Genomic DNA, 21,900 nt, shown 5'->3' on the forward strand with positions numbered 1-21,900 from the left:
ATGCGGCGCGCCTGAGAAACCAACTGACCAGCGCCTGAGCCGCCCACCAGAAGCGTGTCACGCCGCATCGCATCAAAGCAGCGACCTCGTCATCGCGAAACGCCGACGCTTCACACCTGCATCGTGCCCATCACCTTATCGAGCGTGATCGGCAGATCGCGAACCCGCACGCCGCTCGCGTGATACACCGCATTGGCAATCGCGGCCACCACGCCGGTGATACCGATCTCGCCAATCCCGCGCACGCCGAGCGAGTTGATATGCGGGTCGGGCCGGTCGATGAAGCTGATATCGAGCGCGCCGATGTCCGCATTCACCGGCACGTGGTACTCGGCGAGGTTGGCATTGGTAAAGCGCCCGTAGCGCGTGTCGAGCAAGGTCTCTTCCTGCAGCGCGGCGCTCACGCCCCACACGAGGCCGCCCATCAACTGACTGTGCGCGGTCTTCTGATTGAGCACGCGCCCCACGTCGTACACCGCCACCACACGCGGCACGCGGATCGTGCCGAGCTCGGCGTCGACATGCACCTCGACGAACACTGCGCCGAACGAGTGAAACGAGTACTTCTGCTTTTCGTCGCCGGGCTTGACGGTCGAGGTCGCCTCGATCGGCTGGCCACCTGCACGCGCAATGATCGCCGCCGCCGGATCGCGCCTGGTCGGCTGCGAGCGGCTCGTGACCCAGCCGTTCGTCACCGTGATGTCCTCCAGCGCGATGCCGTAGACGGGCGACGCCTGATCGGCGAGCGCAAGCGTGATCAACTGGCTGCGCGCCTGCGTGGCCGCATCGCGCACGGCCGGCGACACGCTTGCCGCCGACTGCGAACCGCCCGAGCCCGGCGCCTTGGGCAGCGACGAATCGCCGAGCGCGAAGTGGATGTTTTCCGGCGCGAAGCCGAGCGAATCGGCGGCCACCTGGGTCATTACCGTGTACGTGCCGGTACCCAGATCCTGGGTGCCCGACGCCACCATCGCCGTGCCGTCCGGCAAAATTCGCGCGATCGCTGCGGCTTCGCTGCGATTGGCCGGATAGGTGGCGGTCGCCATGCCCAGGCCGATCAGCGTGTTGCCGTCACGCATCGAGCGCGGCGCCGCGCTGCGTCGCGACCAGCCGAATTTCTCCGCGCCGATCTGATAGCACTCGCGCAGCGACTTGCCCGAAAACGGCTTGTTCTCCTGCGGATCGGCCTCGGCGTAATTTTTTAGACGCAGCGCGAGCGGGTCCATGCGCAGCGCGACGGCGAGCTCGTCCATCGCCGATTCGATCGCGAACGAACCGGTGGTTTCGCCCGGCGCGCGCATGAAGGTCGGCGTGCCGAGATTGAGCGGCACGATGCGGTGCGTGGTGAGCTGGTTGGGCACGGCATACAACATGCGCGTGACCATGCAGCAGGTCTCGGTCCAATCTTCGATCGTCGACGTATTGGAGATGCTGTCATGACGCATCGCGGTCAAGGTGCCGTCCTCGCGCGCGGCGATCACGAAGCGCTGCTCCGTACGCGGACGCGCGCCGACCGGGCCGAACATCTGCGGCCGTTCGAGCGCGAGACGCACCGCGCGCCCGGTTTGTTTCGCCGCCATCGCGCACAACGCCACGTGCGACCACGACGAGCCCTTGCAACCAAAGCCGCCGCCGATGAATGGCGAAATCACGCGCACGTCGGCAGGCGACATGCCGAACGTTTTGGCCACCGCCGTCGCCGCGCCACTCACGCCTTGGGTCGAGTCGTAGAGCGTAAGCTGCGGGCCGTCCCAATGGGCCATGGTGGCGTGCGGCTCCATCGGATTGTGATGCTCGATCGGCGTGGTGTAGATTTCATCGACCTGCACGGTGCCGTTCTTCATGCCGTCTTCGAAGCTGCCACGCTGCGTGTCGGTTTGCCGTCCTTGCGGCTTGATTGGCGCATGTGCGTTCGGTTTGGCCTGTGCGAAATCCACCTTCGCGGGACTGCTCTGATACGTGATGCGTAACTGGTGCGCGGCATCGGTCGCGTGTTCGAGCGTGTCGGCGACGACCACCGCCACCGGCTCGTTGCTGTAGTGAATCTCGTTGTCCTGCAACAGCGACAAACGGCGTCCGGCCGGCGGCGCGAGCGCGGGGCGTCCACCGTTCGGCAGACGCGGCGCGTTGAGATACGTCATTACGAGTAGCACGCCGGGGAGCGCCTGCGCGCGGCTCGCATCGATCGAGGCGATGCTGCCGCGTGCAATCGTGCTGGTGACGAGCACCGCATGCGCGAGCCGTGCTTCGGGAAACTCGGCTGCGTATCGCGCTTCGCCGGTGACTTTAAGCAGACCGTCGATGCGGTCAATGGGTTGACCGATCAGATTCATGCGACACCTCCGGCGCGCCCTGCGGCCTGATTGACTGCACGCACGATCGCGCGTTGCGCGAGTTGCACCTTGAAGCCATTGTCGTGTTGCGGCCGGGCTTCGCTCAACGCGGCAGCGGCGGCGTGTTTCAGCGTTGCCTGGGTGAGCGGCTGTCCGTTGAGCATCTGCTCGGCCATACTCGCGCGCCAGGGTTTGTGTGCGACGCCGCCGAGCGCGATGCGCGCGGTCTTCACGCGCTCGCCGTCCATCTGCAAGGCGGCTGCCACCGAGACCAGCGCAAATGCGTAACTGGCACGGTCACGGACTTTCAGATAGTGCGAGTGCGCGCTGAACAGCGGCGGTGGCAGATCGACGGCGGTAATCAACTCGCCTGGCTGCAACGTGGTGTCGACGTCGGGCCGATCGCCGGGCAGCCGGTGAAAATCGGCAAACTGAATAGTCCGCTCGCCAGCCGGACCACTCACACGAACCACACCTTCGAGCGCCGCGAGAGCAACACTCATATCCGACGGATTCACGGCAATGCATTGCGGACTCGCGCCGAGAATCGCGTGGGTTCGATTGTGGCCGTCGAGCGCCGCGCAGCCGCTGCCGGGCATGCGCTTGTTGCACTGCGTGAAGGCTGTGTCGTAAAAGTAACCGCAGCGCGTGCGCTGCAGCAGATTGCCGCCGACGGTCGCCATATTCCGCAATTGCGACGAGGCCCCCGACAGAAAAGCCTGCGACAGCAACGGGTATTGTTCACGCACTAACGCATGATTGGCGGCATCGCTGTTGCGCACGAGAGCGCCGATGCGGATGCCGCCATCGGGCAGCGCCGTCACCATGTCGAGCCCGCGTATGCGCGTGATGTCGATCAGCCGCACGGGCCGCGCCACACCGCCTTTCATCAGATCGAGCAGATTGGTTCCGCCGCCGATGAACACCGCGCCGGGTTGCTGCCCCGCGCGCACCGCGCTCGCAACATCGCCGGCGCGTTCGTAAGAGATCGCATCCATGCTGGCCGCTCCGTCAGGTGAGGTTGGCGTTGATGTCGACGCTGGCGCTTTGCCCGCCCGCATCATGTACGGCGCGCACGGCGGCCACGATGTTCACGTACGCCCCGCAGCGGCAGATGTTGCCGCTCATGCGTTCGCGGATTTCGTCGTCGGAGAGTTGCGGCGCACGGGTACGAACGTCGGCCGTCACGATGGTGGCCGTACCGTTCCTGAATTCGTTGAGCAGGGCAGTCGCGGAACACAACTGCCCGGGCGTACAGTAGCCGCACTGAAACGCATCGTGTTCGATGAAGGCGCGTTGCATCGGACTCAGCGTGTTCTGGCTCGCCAGTCCTTCGACGGTCGTGATGTTCTCGCCTTCGTGCATCACCGCGAGCGTCAGACAGGCATTGATGCGGCGGCCGTCGACCAGCACGGTGCAGGCGCCGCATTGTCCGCGGTCGCAACCTTTCTTCGTGCCCATCAACCCGGCATATTCGCGCAAGGCGTCGAGCAAGGTGACGCGCGGCTCCAGTTGCAACGTGTAAGCGCGACCGTTGACGGTCAGCGTGACCGGCTGTGGTGGCACGGCTCGTGGCATCTGCGCAGGCGGCGCGGGCGGCGCTTGAGTTTGCGCTCGCAGATGAGGCGCCGCGCCCACCGTGGCGGCGGCCGCCGCCGATTGCAGAAAGCGTCGGCGTGAAGGCTGGGGTGGGGTGGACTCGACTTCAGACTCGGGCGCGCTGCTCGAATCCTGACAATCTCTGGTCGTAGACATGACGTTTTGTTGACTCCGTTGAAAGGTCGATGCAGGCTAGCGTTGCGTCGGTATCCGAAACGTTGCGTGTGATTCGACATGGTCCAGCAATTAAGGTGCCGCTGCATACACAACCGTATTCAAAAAACACGGAGACAGCAAAGATGACATCAGCGAAACGAGGATGGTGGGCGCTCAGCCGGGCGTTGCCGGCGCGAACTCTTGCGACTGCTCTGGGCATGGCGGTCGCGGCCGCGATGCTGGCCGGCTGCCACAGCGGCGACGACCTGACGCTACCGCCGCAGGCCAACGTGCTGCCGGCTTTCATCAAGACTGCGGTGACGACTAAAACTTACGACGGCAGTAGCGACGACCTGCTGACAGCGGGCCTCGGTAAAACCGGCCTCGCGTCGGCCACGGCCCCGGCGATTGCCAATGCCGCGCAACCGAACGCCGCCGAATTGCGGCGCCTCGCGATCTGGTCGAACTACCGCGCGCTCGTCGACATGACGACGAACGGCGGTTACGGGCGCTTCTGGGGACCCAATGTCGATCTGAACGGCAACGACACGCTCGGCGAAGGCATGATTGCGGGGAAAGAGTATCTGGCCTTCGCCGACGACGGCAGCGGCGCGCAGAACGTCAGCATGCTGGTGCAGATTCCAGCGAGCTTCAATCCGGGCCAGCCGTGCATCGTCACCGCGACGTCATCGGGATCGCGCGGCGTGTACGGCGCGATTTCGGCCGCGGGCGAGTGGGGCCTCAAGCGCGGTTGCGCAGTGGCTTATACCGACAAGGGCAGCGGCAACGGTGCGCATGAATTGGCCACCAACCGCGTCACCTTGATCGACGGCACGCTGCAGGATGCCGGCGCGGCGGGCAAGGCCAGCCTTTTCACGGCTAACCTGGGCAGCAGCAATCTCGCCACTTTCAACAGCCAGTTCCCAAACCGTTACGCGTTCAAACACGCGCATTCGCAACAGAATCCGGAGAAGGACTGGGGCAAGAACACCTTGCAGGCGATCCAGTTCGCGTATTGGGCGCTCAATGACGCCTACGGCACGCTCAACGGTTCGACGCGCATCGTGCGCTATACGAGCGGTAGCATCACCACGATCGCGGCGTCGGTGAGCAATGGCGGCGGTGCGTCGCTCGCGGCGGCGGAGCAGGATACGTCGGGGCTCATTACGGCCGTGGTGGTGGGCGAGCCGCAAATCAACCTGCGCTTGCCCGCGCAGGTATCGGTGGCGCAGGGCGGCACGCCGGTCGGCGCGTTCGGCAAACCGCTCGCCGATTACATGACGCTCGCCAATCTGCTGCAACCCTGCGCGGCGCTCGCGCCGGCGGCCGCGGGTGCACCGTATCTGAGTGCGTTGCCGCTGGCCACGACCACGGCGATCCGCACGGCGCGTTGCGCCTCGCTTGCGGCCAGCAACATCATCGCGGGCAGCGATGTGACCACGCAGGCGAGCAATGCGCTCGCGCTACTGCATCAGAACGGCTACGAGACCGATTCCGATGTGCTGCAAGCACCGATGTGGGACTCGCAAGCGGTGCCGGCCGTCGCCGTGACCTATGCCGATGCGTACGCCAGGGCGAGTGTCGCCGATAACCTCTGCGCTTTCAGTTTCGGCACCACGAGCGCGGCCGGTGCGGCCGGCGTGACAGCCGCCGTCTCGCCGATGCTCACGGTATTCGGCAACGGCAACGGCGTGCCGCCGACCAATGGCGTGAACCTGGTCTACAACGCGGGCGCGAGCGGCGCGGCGGATCATCGTTTCGCCACGGCGGACGCCAGCTTCGCCGGCGCGAATTGTCTGCGTGCGTTGTGGACCAGCGGCACGCTGACCAACAGCGTCGAAGCGATCCGCGTGAATGCGAATCTGCACGGCAAGCCCACTATCATCGTGCAAGGCCGGGCCGACGCGCTGGTGCCGATCAATCACGCGTCGCGTCCGTATCTCGGACTCAATCAGCTGACCGAGGGAAGCGCGAGCAAGCTGTCGTTCTATGAGGTGACGAACGGTCAGCATTTCGACGCCTTCCTGGGCGTGGCCGGATTCGACACGCGCTTCATTCCGCTGCACTACTACAATCTTCAGGCGCTCAACCTCATGTGGAGCCATCTGAAGAACGGCACGCCGTTGCCGCCGTCACAGGTGATTCACACGACACCGCGCGGCGGCACGGCGGGCGCGGCGCCCGCACTGACCACCGCGAACCTGCCGGCGATCGCGGCGAGTCCGGGTGCCAACGCGATCACCGTGGCCAATGGCGCGGTGAACGTGCCGGAGTAATGCCGGCGGCGCCAATGTTCGCTTGCGAGCGGACCTGCTCGGGCCGCCGCCGCGTCTTCGCGGTTGTCGGCCCGGCTCCGGGTACAGGCGATGCTATTGCAGTTCAGGCAACGCGCGTTCAAAGGAGAGCGAATGCAGTTCGACTACCGGCATTTTCATATCGATTGCCGCGCCCGTCACGCGGATGAGGGCGTCTACTACGCCAGAGCGAAGATCACCCACGTGCCGCGTAAAAACGCGCACGTGCAGTCGCACGATTCCGGCGACATCGACGCCTTCTCCAATGAAGCCGACGCAATTTCCTGCGCGAAATCGTGGGCCATGGAGTGGTGCGACGCGATGGCGACTCCAGCGGCGAAATAGCACGTAAAAAGAGGGAGAACGACGATGGCCCGGCTTCGCATCGCGACCTTCAATATCAATGGAATCCGTTCGCGCTTGCCTGCGTTGTTGCAATGGCTCGAGCGTGAAGCGCCGGACATCGTCTGCTTGCAGGAACTCAAGGCGGTGGACAGCGCCTTTCCCGTCGACGCCCTCAGCGAAGCGGGCTACGCTGCCGTATGGCAGGGCCAGAGTGCGTGGAACGGCGTGGCGATCCTGGCCAAAGGCGAAGCGCCGCTCGAAAGCCGTCGGGGTCTGCCCGGTTTCGAGGACGACACGCACAGCCGCTACCTCGAAGCGGCTGTCGGCGGCGTGCTGGTGTGCTGCCTGTATCTGCCCAACGGGAATCCGCGGCCTGGGCCCAAGTTCGACTACAAGCTCGCATGGTTCGACCATCTGCTCAAGCATGCGGCCAGGCTCTTCAAGAGCGGCCATCCGGTGATAATCGCGGGCGACTTCAATGTCGTGCCGACCGACGAAGACATTTACAACCCGCGATCCTGGTTGAAAGACGCCCTGCTGCAACCTGAAAGCCGCGAGCGCTATCAGCGCCTGCTGGCCCAGGGTTGGACCGACGCGCTCCGTACTCATGTCGGCGACGAGCGGATCTACACCTTCTGGGACTATTTCCGCCGGCACTGGGAAACGAACTCGGGTCTACGCATCGATCATCTGCTGCTCAGCGCCGACCTGGCGCCGCGATTGCGCGACGCGGGTGTCGACCGATGGGTGCGTGGCGAGCCGCATGCAAGCGATCACGCGCCGACGTGGGTCGAGCTGGAAATGGGCGCCGGACGGCGCAAAAAGAGCACGGCTTCCTGAGCCGTCACTACGCTCGGTACATTCCGCTGACGAATGCGCGGACAGGGCGACCGCGTCGCGCGAATCGCCCGTACCGGCCCATGCTGAAAATTACCGGCGATAGTCCCGATCAGCCGCGCCATGCGACCACAACGCGCCGGCGACAAAGCCGGCGAGCGCCACGACCGCGAGGGTGGTGAACGGACTCTCGGCGGTCGTCTCGCGGACCAGGCTCGTAGTGCTCGCGCAAAGCTGTTGCGCCTTGCCGCTCAGCTCCTTCGCCTTGCCGGCCAACTGCGCGCTGGTGTCGCCCATCACGTCGCCCACTGCGCTCTGCACCTTGCCTGCGACTTCCTTCACCGCGCCTTCCGCTGAATTGGTGTCCATACCGAAGCTCCTTTTGTCATATTTACGTGCGAGCCGTTTGCAATTGCAATGCGCCCACACCACGGTTTCGCGTGCGCCGCGCCCGTTACGGAGCGGCTCGCGTCCATGGGACAGGGCGCAAGAAGCGCGCCCGCGAGCAGGCTCTTGCGATGGCTTGCTCAGCGGCGTCGTCGATAATTAATGCCGGCGAACACCGCCATCAGCATCAGAAATCCGCCGAACAGCAGCGCGGAATTGACGACGGCGTGTCGCACGCCGAGCTCTTCGACGTTGATGAAAGGATAGGGGTAAAAATCGGAGAGGCTGCCGCGCCAGAAGGTGACGCCGAGATAGACGATGGGATAGACCAGCCACCACAGTCCGTGCCGCCACTTCAGATGGAAACGCGGCACGAATAACACCCAATAAAGCGCGCACGACATCGGCAGTACGCTGTGCAGCGACTCGTTGAGCAGCAGCCTGAACGCCGTGGGCGTCCACAAGCCGCGCAGCAAGACGTTATAGGCGATGCCGACGAACACCATGTACACGACCACGGCGGTCACGACAGTCGGTTGCCGGAAAAACCGCACGAGGGGCGCTCGATTGCCGCGCAGCGCCACGCAGGTGAAACACAGCGCGCAGGCGAGGGCGGTGAGATTGGTGAGGTAACTGCTCATGCGCGCGAACGCGTCGAACACGGTCAGGCCGCGCGCAAGCGTCCGGTCGATCGTCACGTCGGCTTGCGCCACGATGGACACCCACGCGATGACGGCAATGATGGCCGCCAACGTGACCGACGAGACACTGGGCGTGTGCAGCGGAAGCTCGGGCTCCCGCTGCTGAGGAAGAGTAGGGCGCATGCGAACGATTCTAGCCATCCCCGAATCGTTTTGCAGCATGCGCAAAAACGTCGATAAACGACTATGGCGTGGTGTGCGAACCCGTCACCGGCTGCAGACGCTCCACCACGGCGGGAATCGTCGAACTCGCCGGCGTGCTTTCGTCGATCGAAGTACGGCCGCCATCGTGGAAAAACGCCAGTTCCGCCGCCTTGTTCATCACGAGAATGCTGATGCGGCGATTGGTGGGTTCGTCGGCGACATTGCTGTTCAACGGCAGGACGTCGGCGAGGCCGCGCACCTGCAGGACTTTTTCGCCATGCATGCCGCCGCTCACCAGCGCGCGGCGCGCCGCATTGGCGCGCTCGGACGACAACTCCCAGTTCGAATAGCCTTCCGGTCCGGCCGTGTAGGGCACCGCGTCCGTATGGCCGGCAATCGAAACACGGTTCTCGACGTCGTTGAGCGCTGCGCCGATCTGCGTGAGGATCGTGACGGCGTAGGGCTGCAATTTCGAACTGCCCGACGGAAACATGGGCCGGTTCTGCGAATCGACGATTTCGATGCGCAGGCCTTCGGCGGTGATCGAAATGCGGATCTGATCCTTGAACGCCTTCAATGCGGGGTTCTGCTCGATCAGCGTGGTCAGCTTCGCTTTCAGCTGTTCGAGGCGGGCGGTGTCAGCCGGCGGCACGGTCGGTGCGATGGTGCCGGGCGGCGTCGGCTGGGTTTGCATCTTTTTGCCTTCGCCGGGCCGCGTGTCCGAAATATCGCGGCCGCCGCCTTGCACGACACTCGGACGTGACACCGAGGTGCCTTCGTTGCCGCCGAGCAGGCTCGACAGCGGCGTGTTGAAATAATCCTCGATGCCCTGCTTCTCGAACTTGGAGGTGGAACCGAGCAGCCACATCAACAGAAAAAACGCCATCATCGCGGTGACGAAGTCGGCGTACGCGATCTTCCACGCGCCGCCGTGATGCGCTTCGTGATCGCCGCCCTTTTTCGAGCGGCGCACGATTACCGGCGCCGGCGTTTCCGTCTGCGAGGAGCGTGACTTTCTTTCGGTCATCGTGCCGCTCCGCGTCAGGCCGACTTCGGCATCTTGGTGGCACGCACGGCGTCGTCGAGTTCCTGGAAGCTCGGACGGTCGGCGGTGAACAGCACCTTGCGGCCGAACTCGACCGCGATCGGCGGCGCGTAGCCGGAGAGCGAAGCGAGCAGCACGGCTTTCACGCACTGGTAAGGCTTGGCTTCGGCGCGGCCCTTGGCGTTGAGCAGATCGGCGACCGGGCCGATGAAACCGTACGCGAGCAGAATGCCGAGGAAGGTGCCGACCAGCGCGCCGGCGATCATTTCGCCCAGCACGGCGGGCGGCGCGCCGACCGAGCCCATGGTGTGGACCACACCCATCACGGCGGCGACGATGCCGAAGGCCGGCAGGCCGTCGGCCATCTTCTGGATCGCGTTGGCCGCAACCGACGACTCCGCGTGATGCGTGGCCAGTTCTTCATCCATCAGGTCCTGCACTTCGAGCACGTTCACGTTGCCGCCGGACATCATGCGCAGATAATCGACGATGAAGTCGAGCAGATGATGATCTTCCAGCACGTGCGAATACTTCTGGAAGATCACGCTTTCTTCCGGCGCACCGACGTCGACTTCCAGCGACATCATGCCTTCCTTGCGGGCTTTCTGAAGCAGCTCGTAAAGCAGCGCAATCAGTTCGAGATATTTTTCCTTGGTGTAGCCGCCGCCTTTGAAGCACGAAGGAATCGCCTTGAGGGTTTTCTTCAGCGTGGAAGTCGGATTACTCACGACGAACGCACCGATTGCCGCGCCGAAAATGCAGAGCAGTTCGAACGGCTGAACGAGCGCAAGCAGATGACCCCCCACGCCGACAAAACTGCCTATCACGGAAGCCATTACCAAAATCCAGCCGATTGCCACAAACATACTTTCTCCGTTTAGCTCGCGCGACGCGCTCCGCTCAGAACGTGCCCCAAATTGCGGGAATTCCTGCGGGCGGCATCAAAGTTTTCCCTGTATGGGTAAACGGCTGAATTCGCCCATGCTGAAGTGCCTGCCGCGATGAAAAAGTAAAAATTCACTAATCGGTTACCCCATTTAACAAAATCCGGTAATTTTGTCTTGATGTGTATTGGACAGATTGAATCGTTGTCGTTGCAACGATTAATCGCCTGGCTAAAAACAAATGGTCACTCTGCGGTTGCACACGCCAAACGGATTGCCTCCCCTTTTTACCGATCGGTCTGCTAGCATGGCGGCTGAATCAGCATTGCCGGCAGCCCCATCGAATCAAACCGAGAGGCAAGCAGCATGTGGAATCTCAATCCCGCGGTTCGCCGCCGGCTGGTTTTCAAGGCCGCCAGTCTTTCCCTGTTGTGCGCTCCGGCGCTCGGTAACGCCCAGGAGTTTTCGCTCTTCGGCGGTGCTTCGCGAGCGGGCAGTACCAATACCTACACGTGGGCCTTCAACTATCAGGAAGGTCTCGGCCAATACTTCGCAGCCAGTTTTAGCTGGCTCAACGAAGGGCATATCCCCGATCATCATCGCGACGGCCAACTGCTTCAACTGTGGGGCCGCATTCCGCTCGGCAGCCCGCAGTTCGTTCTCCAAGCGGGCGTCGGTCCCTATCGGTACTTCGATACCACCACCGCCACGCAAGGCGGAAGCTATTCCGATACCCATGGCTGGGGTGTCGTGTATAGCGTGCGCGCTGCTTACTACGCATCGAGCCGCTGGATCACGCAGCTTCAGTTGAACCGCGTGCACGTTCAGCGCGGCCCGGACGCGACCAGCGTGATGTTCGGCGTCGGCTACCAGCTGGACGCGCCCGGTTCACCCGGTCCGCGCGACTGGGCGAGCGGCAGCACGCACAACGTCACCAACAACGAGGTGGCGTTGTATCTCGGCGAAACCATCGTCAATTCGACCAGCTCGCCGTCTGCACTGGGCGGAGCGATCGAGTACCGGCGCGGCCTTGCCAAATATCTGGATGTGACGCTCGGCTATCTGCACGAAGGCAGCAGCAAGGCGGCACGCCGCGACGGCCTGACGAGTCAGTTGTGGGCCACCCGTGCATTCCTGAACGACAAGGTCACGCTGGGTCTGGGTGTCGGCGCGTATTACGCCATCAACGAGAATGAAAACAGTGAGACGCCCGGTCCGGGCGCGGGGAAATTCTCCGGTCTGATCACCATCGCGGGTTCGTATCGCCTGACCGAACACTGGGACGCACGCCTCGAATGGAATCGCGTGGTGACGCGCTACGATCGCGACTCGGATGTGATTTTCGGCGGCGTGGGCTATCGCTGGTGACACGCATGTGTCCGTCGTGCCGCGTTGCCGTGGCAGCCCCCGCAGTCTCTCGAACCGATAGTCCGGATTGACAGGAACCACGGAGAAGCGCATGAAAGCCAGCACCATCGCCGAACGGGAAGCGCGTGGCCGTGCCGCGCGCGAGCACTCGAAACGGTCGAGTCATCGAGCGGCCGGCGATTTCGACCGTAACCCGATCGAACTGCTCAAGCAAAGCAGCGAAGGCCGCGTGCAGAATCTCGTGCCGCTGCGCTACGGACGCATGGCGGTGTCGCCTTTCACGTTTTTTCGCGGCACCGCAATCCTGCAGGCTCGCGATCTCAGCACCGTGCAGGACACTGGCCTGACCATGCCGATCTGCGGCGACGGCCACCTGATGAACTTCGGCGGCTTCGCCACGCCCGAGCGGCAACTCGTCTTCGACCTGAACGATTTCGACGAGGTGTCGATCGGCCCATTCGAGTGGGACCTGAAGCGCCTGACTGCGAGCTTCGTCGTCGCCGCGCGTCACATGCGCCTGAGCCGCGGCACCGCGGAGCATCTGGTGATGACCGCCGCCACGGTCTATCGCGATCGTATGGCGCAGTATGCGCAGTGCGGCGCGCTCGAACTCTGGTACGACCGCATTACCTTCGAGCTGATGGCGGAGACGGCGCTCACGCCGGAGCGTCGTCGCGCGGTTCGGCGCGGCATGGAAAAGGCGGCAAGCCGTACTCATGAAAGTCTGCTCGAGAAGATGGCCGAATTCGACGGCAGTCACTGGATGATTCGCGATGCGCCGCCGGGCATGTTCCATGTGCACGGCGCCAACACGCTGTTCTCGCCCGAAGACGACTGGTTCAACATCGGCCACTGGCGAAAACTGCTGGAACGCATGTGGGCGGATTACCTCAAGACCATGTCGCACGACCGCCGTGAATTGCTGAGCCATTTCACTGCGCAGGACCTGGTCTTCAAGGTGGTGGGCGTGGGCAGCGTGGGCACGCGTTGCCTCGTGCTATTGAACGTCGATCATATGGGCAAGCCGCTCTTCATTCAGATCAAGGAAGCGCGGCCTTCGGTGATCGCGCAGTTTTACAAGTCAGCGCCGGTCAGGCACGAGGGCGAGCGCGTGGTGCAGGGGCAACGCATGCTGCAGGCCGCCAGCGATATCTTTCTCGGTTGGGCGAGCGGCCCCGCGGGACGTCATTTCTATTTCCGCCAACTGCGCGACATGAAACTCTCGGCGAACATCGAATTGTTCGACAACGATGTGCTCGAAGGGTATGCGCGCTTGTGCGGCTGGATCATGGCGCGCGCGCATGCCAAGTCGAGCGGTCAGGCGATCGAAATCAGCGCGTATATCGGGCGCGGCGATCAGTTCGCGGAAGCGCTGACCGGTTACGCGACGGCCTACGCGGACCAGGTGGAGCGTGACTACGACGTATTTCTGAAGGCGTGCCGCAGCGGTGAACTGGACGCCCGCACGGATGAGGACATGGCCGCGGATTTTCGCGTGTAGCGCCGGGGCCTGGCGCTTCAGTTCCCGACGCGCGCTTCGCGCAGCGTCACGAAGCGCAGCTGCTGCCGGCGCGCGGCGTCGATTACCTGTGGCAGCACGGCGAGGATCACGGGCTCGCCCTGTGCCGTGAGCGCGGCGTTGCCGTCATGCAGCAGCAGGATGTCGCGCGCGGCGAGGCCGTCGAGCAGCCGCTGCGCAACCACTTGCGGATCGCGCTCGCGCGTGTCGTAGCCGCGCCGCGTCCACGCCACGAGTCGTAGATCGAGTTTGCGTAGCACGGGTTCGAGAAAGAGGTTGCGCAAGCCGGCCGGCGCGCGGAAAAACATCGGCCGCTCGCCACTCAGGCTTTCGAGCGTGCGCTGCGCGGCGTCGATTTCGCGGGTCAGCGCGCCCGGCAAGGTCACGGAGAATGTGTGCACGTGAAACTGCGAGTGGTTTTCCAGCGCGTGGCCACGGGCGACGATCTCGCGGGCGATCTCGGGATAACGCTGCGCCTTCGCGCCGATGCAGAAGAAGGTGGCGCGCACGCCGAGCCGGTCGAGCAGGTCGAGCACCTGGGGCGTGACGACAGGGTCGGGTCCATCGTCGATAGTGAGCGCGAGTGCATCCGCGTTATGCGCGTGCTCAGGCAGGCGCGTCCAGTTCGGGCCGAGCAGTGAAGTGCGCGGCAGCAAGCCGGCCACCGTGAAAATCGCGTGATTCACGAAGATTGCGGCGAGCCACCAAAGCCACTCGGCGGGTGCGACCAGACAGGCGGCCAAAATGGCGACGTGCCAGACGGCCGTGATCGTGAGCATCGCGGGATAGCCCGTGCGCGGCCAGCGGTGTGGCGCTCCGGCAGAGGCGGCTGGGGTCGAGGCGGTAGTAGGTGCGCCGGGCGGCGGCGAAGGGCGTTGGTTCATCAAGCGTGCTTTCTGTCTTCCTTCCTCCGTCCCGGGAAGGCCGTGCCGCGCGCGCATGGTGCCATCGACGACATGGCAGCACCGCAGCGCAACAGCGAACGATACCATTGATGCGTGCCGCGACGTGCTGGCGCCCAGCCTCAGGCGACGAATGAAAGCACGCTGAAAGACGCAGCGTTTCGTTCCGCCCGGTCGCCACCCGCAATCCGTCGCGCGTCGAGCACTTCGCATGAAGGCCTGAGCGGCGGTCACGACTTAACCCTGAGTTATACAGGCTTGCATCTGCTCATTTGATACCCGCATTTCGTTGCGCCACACTCGGGGCTGAACGATTTCATCGAGGCGGGATTGTTATGCGGGTGTGTGTACTGGGTGCAGGCGTAGTGGGTTTGACAAGCGCCTATCAACTGGCGCGCGACGGCCATGACGTGACGATTCTCGAAGGCCGCGACGGCGCGGCGCTCGAAGCGAGCTTCGCGAATGGCGGTCAGCTGAGCTATAGCTATGTCGCGCCGCTGGCCGATCCCTCGGTGTTGCCGCATCTGCCGGCGTGGCTGTTGCAAAGCGATTCCGCGTTGCGTTTCGTGCCGCGGCTCGACCCGCATCAATGGCGCTGGTGTCTGTCGTTTCTCCTCGCCTGCCGCGCGAGCCGCGCCCGCCAGACGGCAATCGAAATGCTGCAATTGGGAGCCTTGAGCCGTGAGGTCCTGCACGATCTCGTACAACGCGAATCGATCGACTTCAGCTACGTACGCAACGGCAAACTCGTCGTCTACCGCGATCCCCAGGCCTTCGATGCCGCGAGCCGCAAGATGGCCGTTTTGCAGGCCGCAGGTTCCGAACAAAGTGCGCTCGACGCCGCCGCCTGCGTGGCGCTCGAGCCCGCTCTCGAACGCGCGAGACCGCTGCTGGCCGGCGGCATTCACACGCCATCGGAAGAAGCGGGCGATTGTCATGCGTTCAGCACGGCGCTCGCCCGCGTGCTGACCACGCGCTACGGCGTGGCGATTCACTACGACACGCCAGTCGACTCGATCGTGATGGAGCGCAACACGGCAGTGGCCGTGCGCACGCCTCGAGGCGAGATCGGCGCGGAGGCCTTCGTACTCGCGTTAGGCAACGGCAGCGCACCGTTGATGCACGAGTTAGGCATGCGCTTGCCGATCTATCCACTCACCGGTTACAGCCTGACGATCGACGGCGCGTCGGCTCACGCGCCGCGCGTGAGCGTCACGGATCTGCATCGCAAGGTCGTGTATGCGCCGCTCGGCGGCCGCTTGCGGATTGCGGGCATGGTCGAGATCACGGGCGGCAGCGTGGCTCAGCGCGAGCGCCGCCTTGCGTTGCTCAAGCGTCAGGCGCAAGAAATTTTTCCCGAGGCCGGCGATTACGCGGCAGCGCACACCTGGTGTGGCCATCGGCCCGCCACGCCGGATAGCAAGCCGCTGATCGGTGCCACGCCATATCGCAACCTGTGGCTCAACACGGGGCACGGCGCGCTCGGCTTCACGCTGGCTTGCGGCAGCGCGCGCGTGATCGCCGATGCGATCGCGGGGCGTAAGCCGCCGCTCGATCCTGGCGCCTATGCATGGCAACGATAAGCGCGAGCCACAGTCCGTTTCACAGGCAGCAGTCCACCGGCCACTTCCGGGGAACGTTTATTGCAGGAGACGAACAACGGAAAGGGCATGAATATGCGCCGACCCGAACGGTCCGCCGCGGCGGCTATGATGTCGCTGTTCGCAAAGCCGGACGACCGGGTGCTGGGTTGAAGCCACACCGATCGATGTCGTGACGCCGTGCACCGCGGCGGGTCAGGCATCCGGCGCGCTCGCGAACAGCCAGTCCGGACAACAAGGAGACGCGCTGTGACGGGAACGGGAATCAAGAAAGTCGCATTGGTGACGGGCGCCGGCAGTGGTATCGGACGCGCCTGTGCGCTCAAGCTGCTGGAACACGGTTATAGCGTCGTGCTGTCCGGCCGTCGTCAGGCCCTGCTCGACGCGGTGGTGCAGGAAGCGCAATCGCTCGGTGGCGATGCGCTGGCCGTGGCATGCGATGTTACCGACGCCGACAGCGTCGCAGCCCTGTTCGACATTATCCGTGAACGGCGCGGCCGGCTGGATGTGCTGTTCAACAACGCGGGCCGCAGCGGCTCGCCTGTCGATATCGACGAACTCGACATCGACGAATGGCGCTCGGTGGTCGACACCAATCTGACCGGTGTATTTCTTTGTACGCGGGCTGCCTTCGGTCTGATGAAAACGCAGAGTCCGCGTGGCGGGCGCATCATCAACAACGGCTCGATTTCCGCGCACGCGCCGCGCCCCAACAGCATCGCCTACACGGCGACCAAGCATGCGATCACGGGCCTCACGAAAGCCGTCTCGCTCGACGGCCGCCAGTACGACATCGTGTGCGGGCAGATCGATATCGGCAATGCGTCCACCGAGATGGCCGAGCGGATGGCGCGCGGCGTGCCGCAGGCGAACGGCGAAATCGCGGTCGAGCCGCTGATGGACGTCGGGCACGTCGCCGACGCGGTGCTGCATATGGCGGAATTGCCCTTGTCCGCGAACGTGCAGTTCATGACCATCATGGCCAGCAAGATGCCCTACATCGGCCGGGGTTGAAGCGCGAGGTCGGAGCCGCGTCGCACCAGTGACGCGAGCACGATCCCTCACGATCAACATATACTGAGCGCTTCCTGCCTCGACGTGACGCAATCCGCCGTGCCCCGAGCCACACCTGAGGACGACCCGCAACCGGTGCCGCCCGTGCAGCCCGAACTCGAAGATTGTTGTCATAGTGGCTGCAATCCCTGTGTGTTCGATCGCTATGATGAAGCGCTCGAGCGTTATCGCATCGCGCTCGCCGAGTGGCAAACGAGGCACGCGCCGAAAAAACGGCAACGCGCGCCTCGTTAAACGGTAACGCGCGACGTCGCGTGCGCCACGGCGCAGCCGCCGTCCCCACCATGACCCGTCATGACCGACCCCCAGCCCGCCCCGATCGAACCGTTCACCGACTCCCCCACGCTCGACGATCTCCATGAGTTCGTGCAGCGTCATCCGCGCCTGTTCGTGTTGACGGGCGCGGGCATCAGCACCGATTCCGGCATTCCAGGCTATCGCGACGACAACGGCGAATGGAAGCGCTCGCCGCCCATCACCTTGCAGGAATTCCTCGGCACCCAGGCCATGCGGCAGCGCTATTGGGCGCGCAGCATGGTCGGCTGGCCGGTGGTGGCGCGCGCCGAACCGAACGCCGCGCACGTCGCACTCGCCCGGCTCGAAACGGCCGGCCACGTGCCGACGCTGGTCACGCAGAATGTCGACGGCCTGCATCAGCGCGCGGGCAGCCACGAGGTGATCGAACTGCATGGCGGCATCGACGGTGTGACGTGTCTGGATTGCGGCATGCAGCATTCGCGCGCAGCGATCCAGCAGACTCTCGAAGCCGACAATCCCGCGCTCCTGAACGTGACCGCCGAGACCGCCGCAGACGGCGACGCGCATCTGGAATGGCACGACCTCGCCGCGTTTCAGGTGCCGGCGTGCTCGAATTGCGGCGGTCTGCTCAAACCGGCTGTGGTGTTCTTCGGCGAGAGCGTGCCGAAGGAGCGCGTCGAAGCGGCGTCGCATGCGCTCGACGCGGCGGATGCCGTGCTGGTGGTCGGCTCTTCGCTGATGGTCTACTCCGGCTACCGGTTCTGCGTCTGGGCGCAAAAGCTGGGCAAGCCGATCGCGGCGATCAACCTGGGGCGCACGCGTGCCGATCCTTTGTTGTCGCTGAAACTTGCGGCGCCTTGCGCCGATACGCTGAGCGCGCTGGCCGGCCGTCTGGCGCTGGATTGAGCCGGCCGCGCCGTTCGCATCGCGCCTCACGTCACGCACCGCCGGCGAGCAACGACTGCAGCTTCTTTCTGACAGGGAAAACGATGGACACGCCGATGTTGACGACGATCGACCAACTCGAAACCCTCTACGGCCAGCCGCACGAGCGCGCGATTCGCAAGGAGATCCCTTACATCAACGAGGACTACCGCGCTTTCATCGAAATCGCGCCGTTCGTCGTGCTCGCCACTTCCGGACCGGAAGGACTGGATTGCTCACCACGCGGCGACACGCCGGGTTTCGTGCGCGTCGTCGACCAACGCACGCTCGCGTTGCCGGATCGGCCGGGCAATAATCGCCTCGACAGTCTGCGCAATATCATCGTCGATCCGCGCCTCGCGCTGCTGTTCGTGATTCCCGGCGTGGGCGAAAGTTTGCGGGTGAACGGTCGCGGCCGCATTACCACCGATCCGCAGTGGCTGGACAGTTTCGCTGTCGAAGGTAAACTCCCGCGCACCGTGCTGCTGATCGACGTCGACTCGGTGTACTTTCACTGCTCGAAAGCCCTCGTGCGTTCGAAACTGTGGGATCCGGCGCATCACGTCGAACGTTCGCGGCTGCCGAGTGCGGGCGAGATTCACCGGCGCATCAACGGTGCGAGTTTCGACGCCAGGACTTACGACCTCGAACTCGACGAGCGCGTGCGCACCACCCTGTACTGAAACCCGAGCCGACGCATCGGCTCATCGACAAGCTGAACATGACTGATTCCCTTCCGGCGGTACGGCAACGTTCGCCTTCCGCCGAACGCAATCGCGAACCGATCCTCGCCGTGCTGCGCAGCGTACTGCCGGCGCAGGGTAAAGTGCTCGAAATCGCGAGCGGCACCGGCCAGCACGCCATCTGCTTCGCTGCCGCGATGCCGGGACTCGACTGGCAGCCGAGCGACGCCGACGCGCAAGCACGTGCGTCGATCGAAGCCTGGATCGCGCACGAGGGGCTGCCGAACGTACGCGCGCCGCTTGCCCTCGACGTGCATCAGGCAGACTGGGGCGTGGACGCGCTCGCCGCCGTGGTCTGCATCAACATGATCCACATCTCGCCGTGGAGCGCGACCGAGGCGCTTTTCGCGGGCGCGAGCCGCCGTCTTGCCGAGGGCGGTGTACTGTGCCTGTACGGCCCTTACAAACGTGGCGGCACGCAGACTTCGCCGAGCAACGAGGCGTTCGATCAGCAATTGCGCAGCCGCGACCCTTCGTGGGGTGTGCGCGACATGGAGGCCGTGATAGCGTTGGGCGCGTCGGTGGGATTGGTCTGTGATGAGCCGATCGCCATGCCGGCCAATAATTTCAGTCTCGTGTTCAGGAAACGCATGGACGCGTCGCAGGTCTGATCGAGGTTCGGCCGCCCGTTGCCCGCTAACGAGCGGCAAGCTGGCATTTCTTTTATCCTTTCATCCTCGACGTCCGCCGACGTGCTTTTGCGGCGCGGCGTCCCGACTTTTTTTGGACTCTGGAGAATTCACATGGGCAAACAGGCAATCGGCGTGGTGGGGCTGGCGGTCATGGGCCGCAATCTGGCGCTCAACATCGAGAGCCGCGGCCACGCGGTGTCGGTGTACAACCGTAGCCGCGAGAAAACCGACGAACTCATCGCCGAATATCCGGACAAGAAGCTGGTGCCGGCTTTCACGCTGGAAGAGTTCGTGGAGTCGCTGGAAAAGCCGCGCCGCATTCTGCTGATGGTCAAGGCAGGCGAAGGCACCGATGCGACGATCAATCAGTTGAAGCCGCTGCTGGAAAAGGGCGACATTCTGATCGACGGCGGCAACACGCATTTCACCGACACCATCCGCCGCAATCAGGATCTCGCGAAGTCCGGTCTGCACTTCATCGGCACCGGCGTCTCGGGCGGTGAAGAAGGCGCATTGAAAGGTCCGTCGATCATGCCGGGCGGCCAGCGCGACGCGTATGACCTCGTCGCGCCGATCCTCACCGAAATCGCCGCGAAGGCGCCGGACGGCGAGCCGTGCGTCGCGTACATGGGTCCGGACGGCGCGGGCCATTTCGTGAAGATGGTGCACAACGGCATCGAATACGGCGACATGCAACTGATCGCCGAAAGCTATGCGGTGCTCAAGCAGGTGGTCGGCCTGTCGAACGAAGAACTCGGCAAGGTCTATACCGAGTGGAACCAGGGCGAGCTCGACAGCTACCTGATCGAAATCACCTCGAAGATCTTCAGCAAGAAAGACGATGAAACCGGCAAGGATCTGGTCGACGTGATCCTGGATCGCGCGGCGCAGAAGGGCACCGGCAAGTGGACCAGCCAGAACGCGCTCGACCTCGGCGCGCCGCTGCCGCTGATCACGGAAGCGGTGTTCGCGCGCGTGTTGTCGTCGCTGAAGGATCAGCGCGTGGCCGCGAGCAAGGTGCTCGAAGGGCCGCAGGTCAAGCCGCTCGGCGTCGAGCGTGAGGCGTTCATCGAATCGGTGCGCCGTGCGCTGTATTTCAGCAAGGTGATTTCGTACGCACAAGGTTTCGCGCAACTGCGCGCGGCCTCGGAAGAGTACAAGTGGGACCTGGATTACGGCACGATCGCGAAGATTTTCCGCGCCGGCTGTATCATCCGCGCCCGCTTCCTGCAAAAGATCACCGACGCCTATTCGAAAGACAAAGCGATCGCCAATCTGCTGCTCGATCCGTACTTCCGCGACATCGCGAAGAACTACCAGTCGGCCTTGCGTGAAGTCGTGATCGCAGCGATCAACGCGGGCGTGCCGGTGCCGGCGTTCGCGTCGGCGGTGGCGTATTTCGACGCGTATCGTTCGGAGCGTCTGCCGGCTAATCTGGTGCAGGCGCAGCGCGATTTCTTCGGCGCGCATACCTTCGAACGTATCGACAAGCCGGGCAGCTTCCACGCCAACTGGAGCTGATCGGCGTTTGAAGTGGCGGCCGGCGCGCCCTGTCATCAAGGCGCGCCGGGCTGAATGACCGATTGAAATTTGAGGCATTCAATTATTGCTGAAAGCTGTCCAGCGGATGGCACTGCATTGCCGCATTCCACCTACTGTTGCAAATATCGAAATAGAGTATCGTTATTTTAGGGGTTTCCCCTAGATGTTCTCACTCTTAAACTTCTACTTAAGCGCTACGGGACAACGAGCCCAAGGCGAGCTAAAAACAAGTTCTGGAGGTTTACATCATGAAGACTCTTATTTCCGCCGTTGTCGTCGCTGCCGCTCTGGTTGCTCCTGTCGCTTCGTTCGCTCAGTCGAACCAGCCGGTTACCCGTGCGGAAGTGCGCGCACAACTGGCGCAACTGGAAAAGGCCGGCTATAACCCGATCGGCGACCACACCGATTACCCGGCTAATCTGCAAGCCGCGCAAGCACGCGTCGATGCTCAAAACGGCACCGCTCAGGCTGTGAACAGCGGCTACGGCTCGCCGATCGCCGGCGCGTCGCAATCGGGTCGTCCGATTACCAGCAGCGACCGTAACTCGGTTTATTTCGGCAACTAATCTGGCAACTGAATCGCCAGACCAGCCGAAGCAGGAAAAGAAACGC

21 protein-coding genes are annotated in these 21,900 nt (G+C 63.8%); 13 read left to right on the top strand and 8 right to left on the bottom strand.

Going from position 1 to position 21,900, the window contains the following annotated elements:
• Positions 1 to 110 precede the first annotated feature (110 nt).
• From FQ705_RS31340 to FQ705_RS31350, 3 genes are read right to left on the bottom strand one after another with little or no spacing between them, the layout of a single operon-like run.
• A complete protein-coding gene (locus FQ705_RS31340; RefSeq protein WP_144148468.1) occupies positions 111 to 2,333 on the bottom strand; it encodes a xanthine dehydrogenase family protein molybdopterin-binding subunit in 2,223 nt (740 codons plus the stop codon).
• Positions 2,330 to 3,331, bottom strand: coding sequence for an FAD binding domain-containing protein (locus tag FQ705_RS31345; RefSeq protein WP_144148470.1), 1,002 nt, complete (start codon positions 3,329 to 3,331; stop codon positions 2,330 to 2,332). The genes FQ705_RS31340 and FQ705_RS31345 overlap by 4 nt, the downstream gene beginning before the upstream one ends.
• 13 nt (positions 3,332 to 3,344) lie before the next feature.
• The gene (locus tag FQ705_RS31350) at positions 3,345 to 4,088 is read right to left on the bottom strand and encodes a (2Fe-2S)-binding protein (RefSeq protein WP_144148472.1); all 744 of its coding nucleotides are present in this window, start codon (positions 4,086 to 4,088) and stop codon (positions 3,345 to 3,347) included.
• Positions 4,089 to 4,231: 143 nt separating this feature from the next.
• On the opposite strand from FQ705_RS31350, the gene FQ705_RS31355 reads away from it, so the two are divergent.
• From FQ705_RS31355 to FQ705_RS31365, 3 genes are all read left to right on the top strand, one after another.
• A complete protein-coding gene (locus FQ705_RS31355; protein WP_144148474.1) occupies positions 4,232 to 6,364 on the top strand; it encodes a D-(-)-3-hydroxybutyrate oligomer hydrolase in 2,133 nt (710 codons plus the stop codon).
• A gap of 132 nt (positions 6,365 to 6,496) precedes the next feature.
• Positions 6,497 to 6,727, top strand: coding sequence for a hypothetical protein (locus tag FQ705_RS31360; protein WP_144148476.1), 231 nt, complete (start codon positions 6,497 to 6,499; stop codon positions 6,725 to 6,727).
• A 24-nt stretch (positions 6,728 to 6,751) separates the two neighbouring features.
• Complete coding sequence (locus FQ705_RS31365; protein WP_144148478.1) at positions 6,752 to 7,567, top strand: exodeoxyribonuclease III; 816 nt, start codon at positions 6,752 to 6,754, stop codon at positions 7,565 to 7,567.
• 90 nt (positions 7,568 to 7,657) lie between these two features.
• Here FQ705_RS31365 and FQ705_RS31370 read toward each other — a convergent pair whose 3' ends face one another.
• The 4 genes from FQ705_RS31370 to motA all read right to left on the bottom strand — a co-directional run bounded on the left by FQ705_RS31370 (position 7,658) and on the right by motA (position 10,707).
• Positions 7,658 to 7,933, bottom strand: a complete 276-nt coding sequence (locus FQ705_RS31370) for a CsbD family protein (RefSeq protein WP_144148480.1) — start codon at positions 7,931 to 7,933, stop codon at positions 7,658 to 7,660.
• A 158-nt stretch (positions 7,934 to 8,091) separates the two neighbouring features.
• Complete coding sequence (locus tag FQ705_RS31375; protein WP_144148917.1) at positions 8,092 to 8,775, bottom strand: Pr6Pr family membrane protein; 684 nt, start codon at positions 8,773 to 8,775, stop codon at positions 8,092 to 8,094.
• Positions 8,776 to 8,836: 61 nt separating this feature from the next.
• A complete protein-coding gene (motB, locus tag FQ705_RS31380; protein WP_144148482.1) occupies positions 8,837 to 9,823 on the bottom strand; it encodes a flagellar motor protein MotB in 987 nt (328 codons plus the stop codon).
• Positions 9,824 to 9,837: 14 nt separating this feature from the next.
• Positions 9,838 to 10,707 carry a flagellar motor stator protein MotA gene (gene motA / locus FQ705_RS31385; protein WP_144148484.1) on the bottom strand — a complete coding sequence of 290 codons (870 nt, stop codon included), beginning with the start codon at positions 10,705 to 10,707 and terminating at the stop codon, positions 9,838 to 9,840.
• 384 nt (positions 10,708 to 11,091) lie between these two features.
• Between motA and FQ705_RS31390 the strand changes: the two genes are divergently transcribed.
• Positions 11,092 to 12,093, top strand: coding sequence for a hypothetical protein (locus FQ705_RS31390; protein ID WP_260854677.1), 1,002 nt, complete (start codon positions 11,092 to 11,094; stop codon positions 12,091 to 12,093).
• A 91-nt stretch (positions 12,094 to 12,184) separates the two neighbouring features.
• Entirely contained in the window at positions 12,185 to 13,594 is a 1,410-nt protein-coding gene (locus FQ705_RS31395) for a DUF2252 domain-containing protein (protein ID WP_144148486.1), read from the top strand.
• Between the two features lie 17 nt (positions 13,595 to 13,611).
• On the opposite strand, the gene FQ705_RS31400 is transcribed toward FQ705_RS31395, so the two are convergent.
• Complete coding sequence (locus tag FQ705_RS31400; protein ID WP_144148488.1) at positions 13,612 to 14,496, bottom strand: polysaccharide deacetylase family protein; 885 nt, start codon at positions 14,494 to 14,496, stop codon at positions 13,612 to 13,614.
• A 353-nt stretch (positions 14,497 to 14,849) separates the two neighbouring features.
• Between FQ705_RS31400 and FQ705_RS31405 the strand changes: the two genes are divergently transcribed.
• The 8 genes from FQ705_RS31405 to FQ705_RS31440 all read left to right on the top strand — a co-directional run bounded on the left by FQ705_RS31405 (position 14,850) and on the right by FQ705_RS31440 (position 21,854).
• Entirely contained in the window at positions 14,850 to 16,097 is a 1,248-nt protein-coding gene (locus FQ705_RS31405; RefSeq protein ID WP_144148490.1) for a D-amino acid dehydrogenase, read from the top strand.
• Positions 16,098 to 16,364: 267 nt separating this feature from the next.
• The gene (locus tag FQ705_RS31410; protein WP_144148492.1) at positions 16,365 to 17,129 is read left to right on the top strand and encodes an SDR family oxidoreductase; all 765 of its coding nucleotides are present in this window, start codon (positions 16,365 to 16,367) and stop codon (positions 17,127 to 17,129) included.
• Positions 17,130 to 17,273: 144 nt separating this feature from the next.
• Positions 17,274 to 17,423 carry an oxidoreductase-like domain-containing protein gene (locus FQ705_RS31415; protein ID WP_260854692.1) on the top strand — a complete coding sequence of 50 codons (150 nt, stop codon included), beginning with the start codon at positions 17,274 to 17,276 and terminating at the stop codon, positions 17,421 to 17,423.
• Positions 17,424 to 17,483: 60 nt separating this feature from the next.
• Positions 17,484 to 18,353: an NAD-dependent protein deacetylase gene (locus tag FQ705_RS31420; RefSeq protein WP_144148496.1), complete on the top strand. Its 870-nt coding sequence runs from the start codon at positions 17,484 to 17,486 to the stop codon at positions 18,351 to 18,353.
• 95 nt (positions 18,354 to 18,448) lie between these two features.
• Positions 18,449 to 19,054 carry a pyridoxamine 5'-phosphate oxidase family protein gene (locus tag FQ705_RS31425; RefSeq protein WP_144148921.1) on the top strand — a complete coding sequence of 202 codons (606 nt, stop codon included), beginning with the start codon at positions 18,449 to 18,451 and terminating at the stop codon, positions 19,052 to 19,054.
• Positions 19,055 to 19,092: 38 nt separating this feature from the next.
• Positions 19,093 to 19,725, top strand: coding sequence for a DUF938 domain-containing protein (locus FQ705_RS31430; protein WP_144148498.1), 633 nt, complete (start codon positions 19,093 to 19,095; stop codon positions 19,723 to 19,725).
• Between the two features lie 132 nt (positions 19,726 to 19,857).
• Positions 19,858 to 21,267 carry an NADP-dependent phosphogluconate dehydrogenase gene (gene gndA / locus FQ705_RS31435; RefSeq protein ID WP_144148500.1) on the top strand — a complete coding sequence of 470 codons (1,410 nt, stop codon included), beginning with the start codon at positions 19,858 to 19,860 and terminating at the stop codon, positions 21,265 to 21,267.
• Between the two features lie 269 nt (positions 21,268 to 21,536).
• On the top strand, positions 21,537 to 21,854 hold the full coding sequence (locus FQ705_RS31440) for a DUF4148 domain-containing protein (protein ID WP_144148502.1): 318 nt from the start codon (positions 21,537 to 21,539) through the stop codon (positions 21,852 to 21,854).
• The last annotated feature ends 46 nt before the right edge of the window (positions 21,855 to 21,900 follow it).

Source organism: Paraburkholderia sp. BCC1884, assembly GCF_900996225.1.
GTDB lineage: Bacteria > Pseudomonadota > Gammaproteobacteria > Burkholderiales > Burkholderiaceae > Paraburkholderia.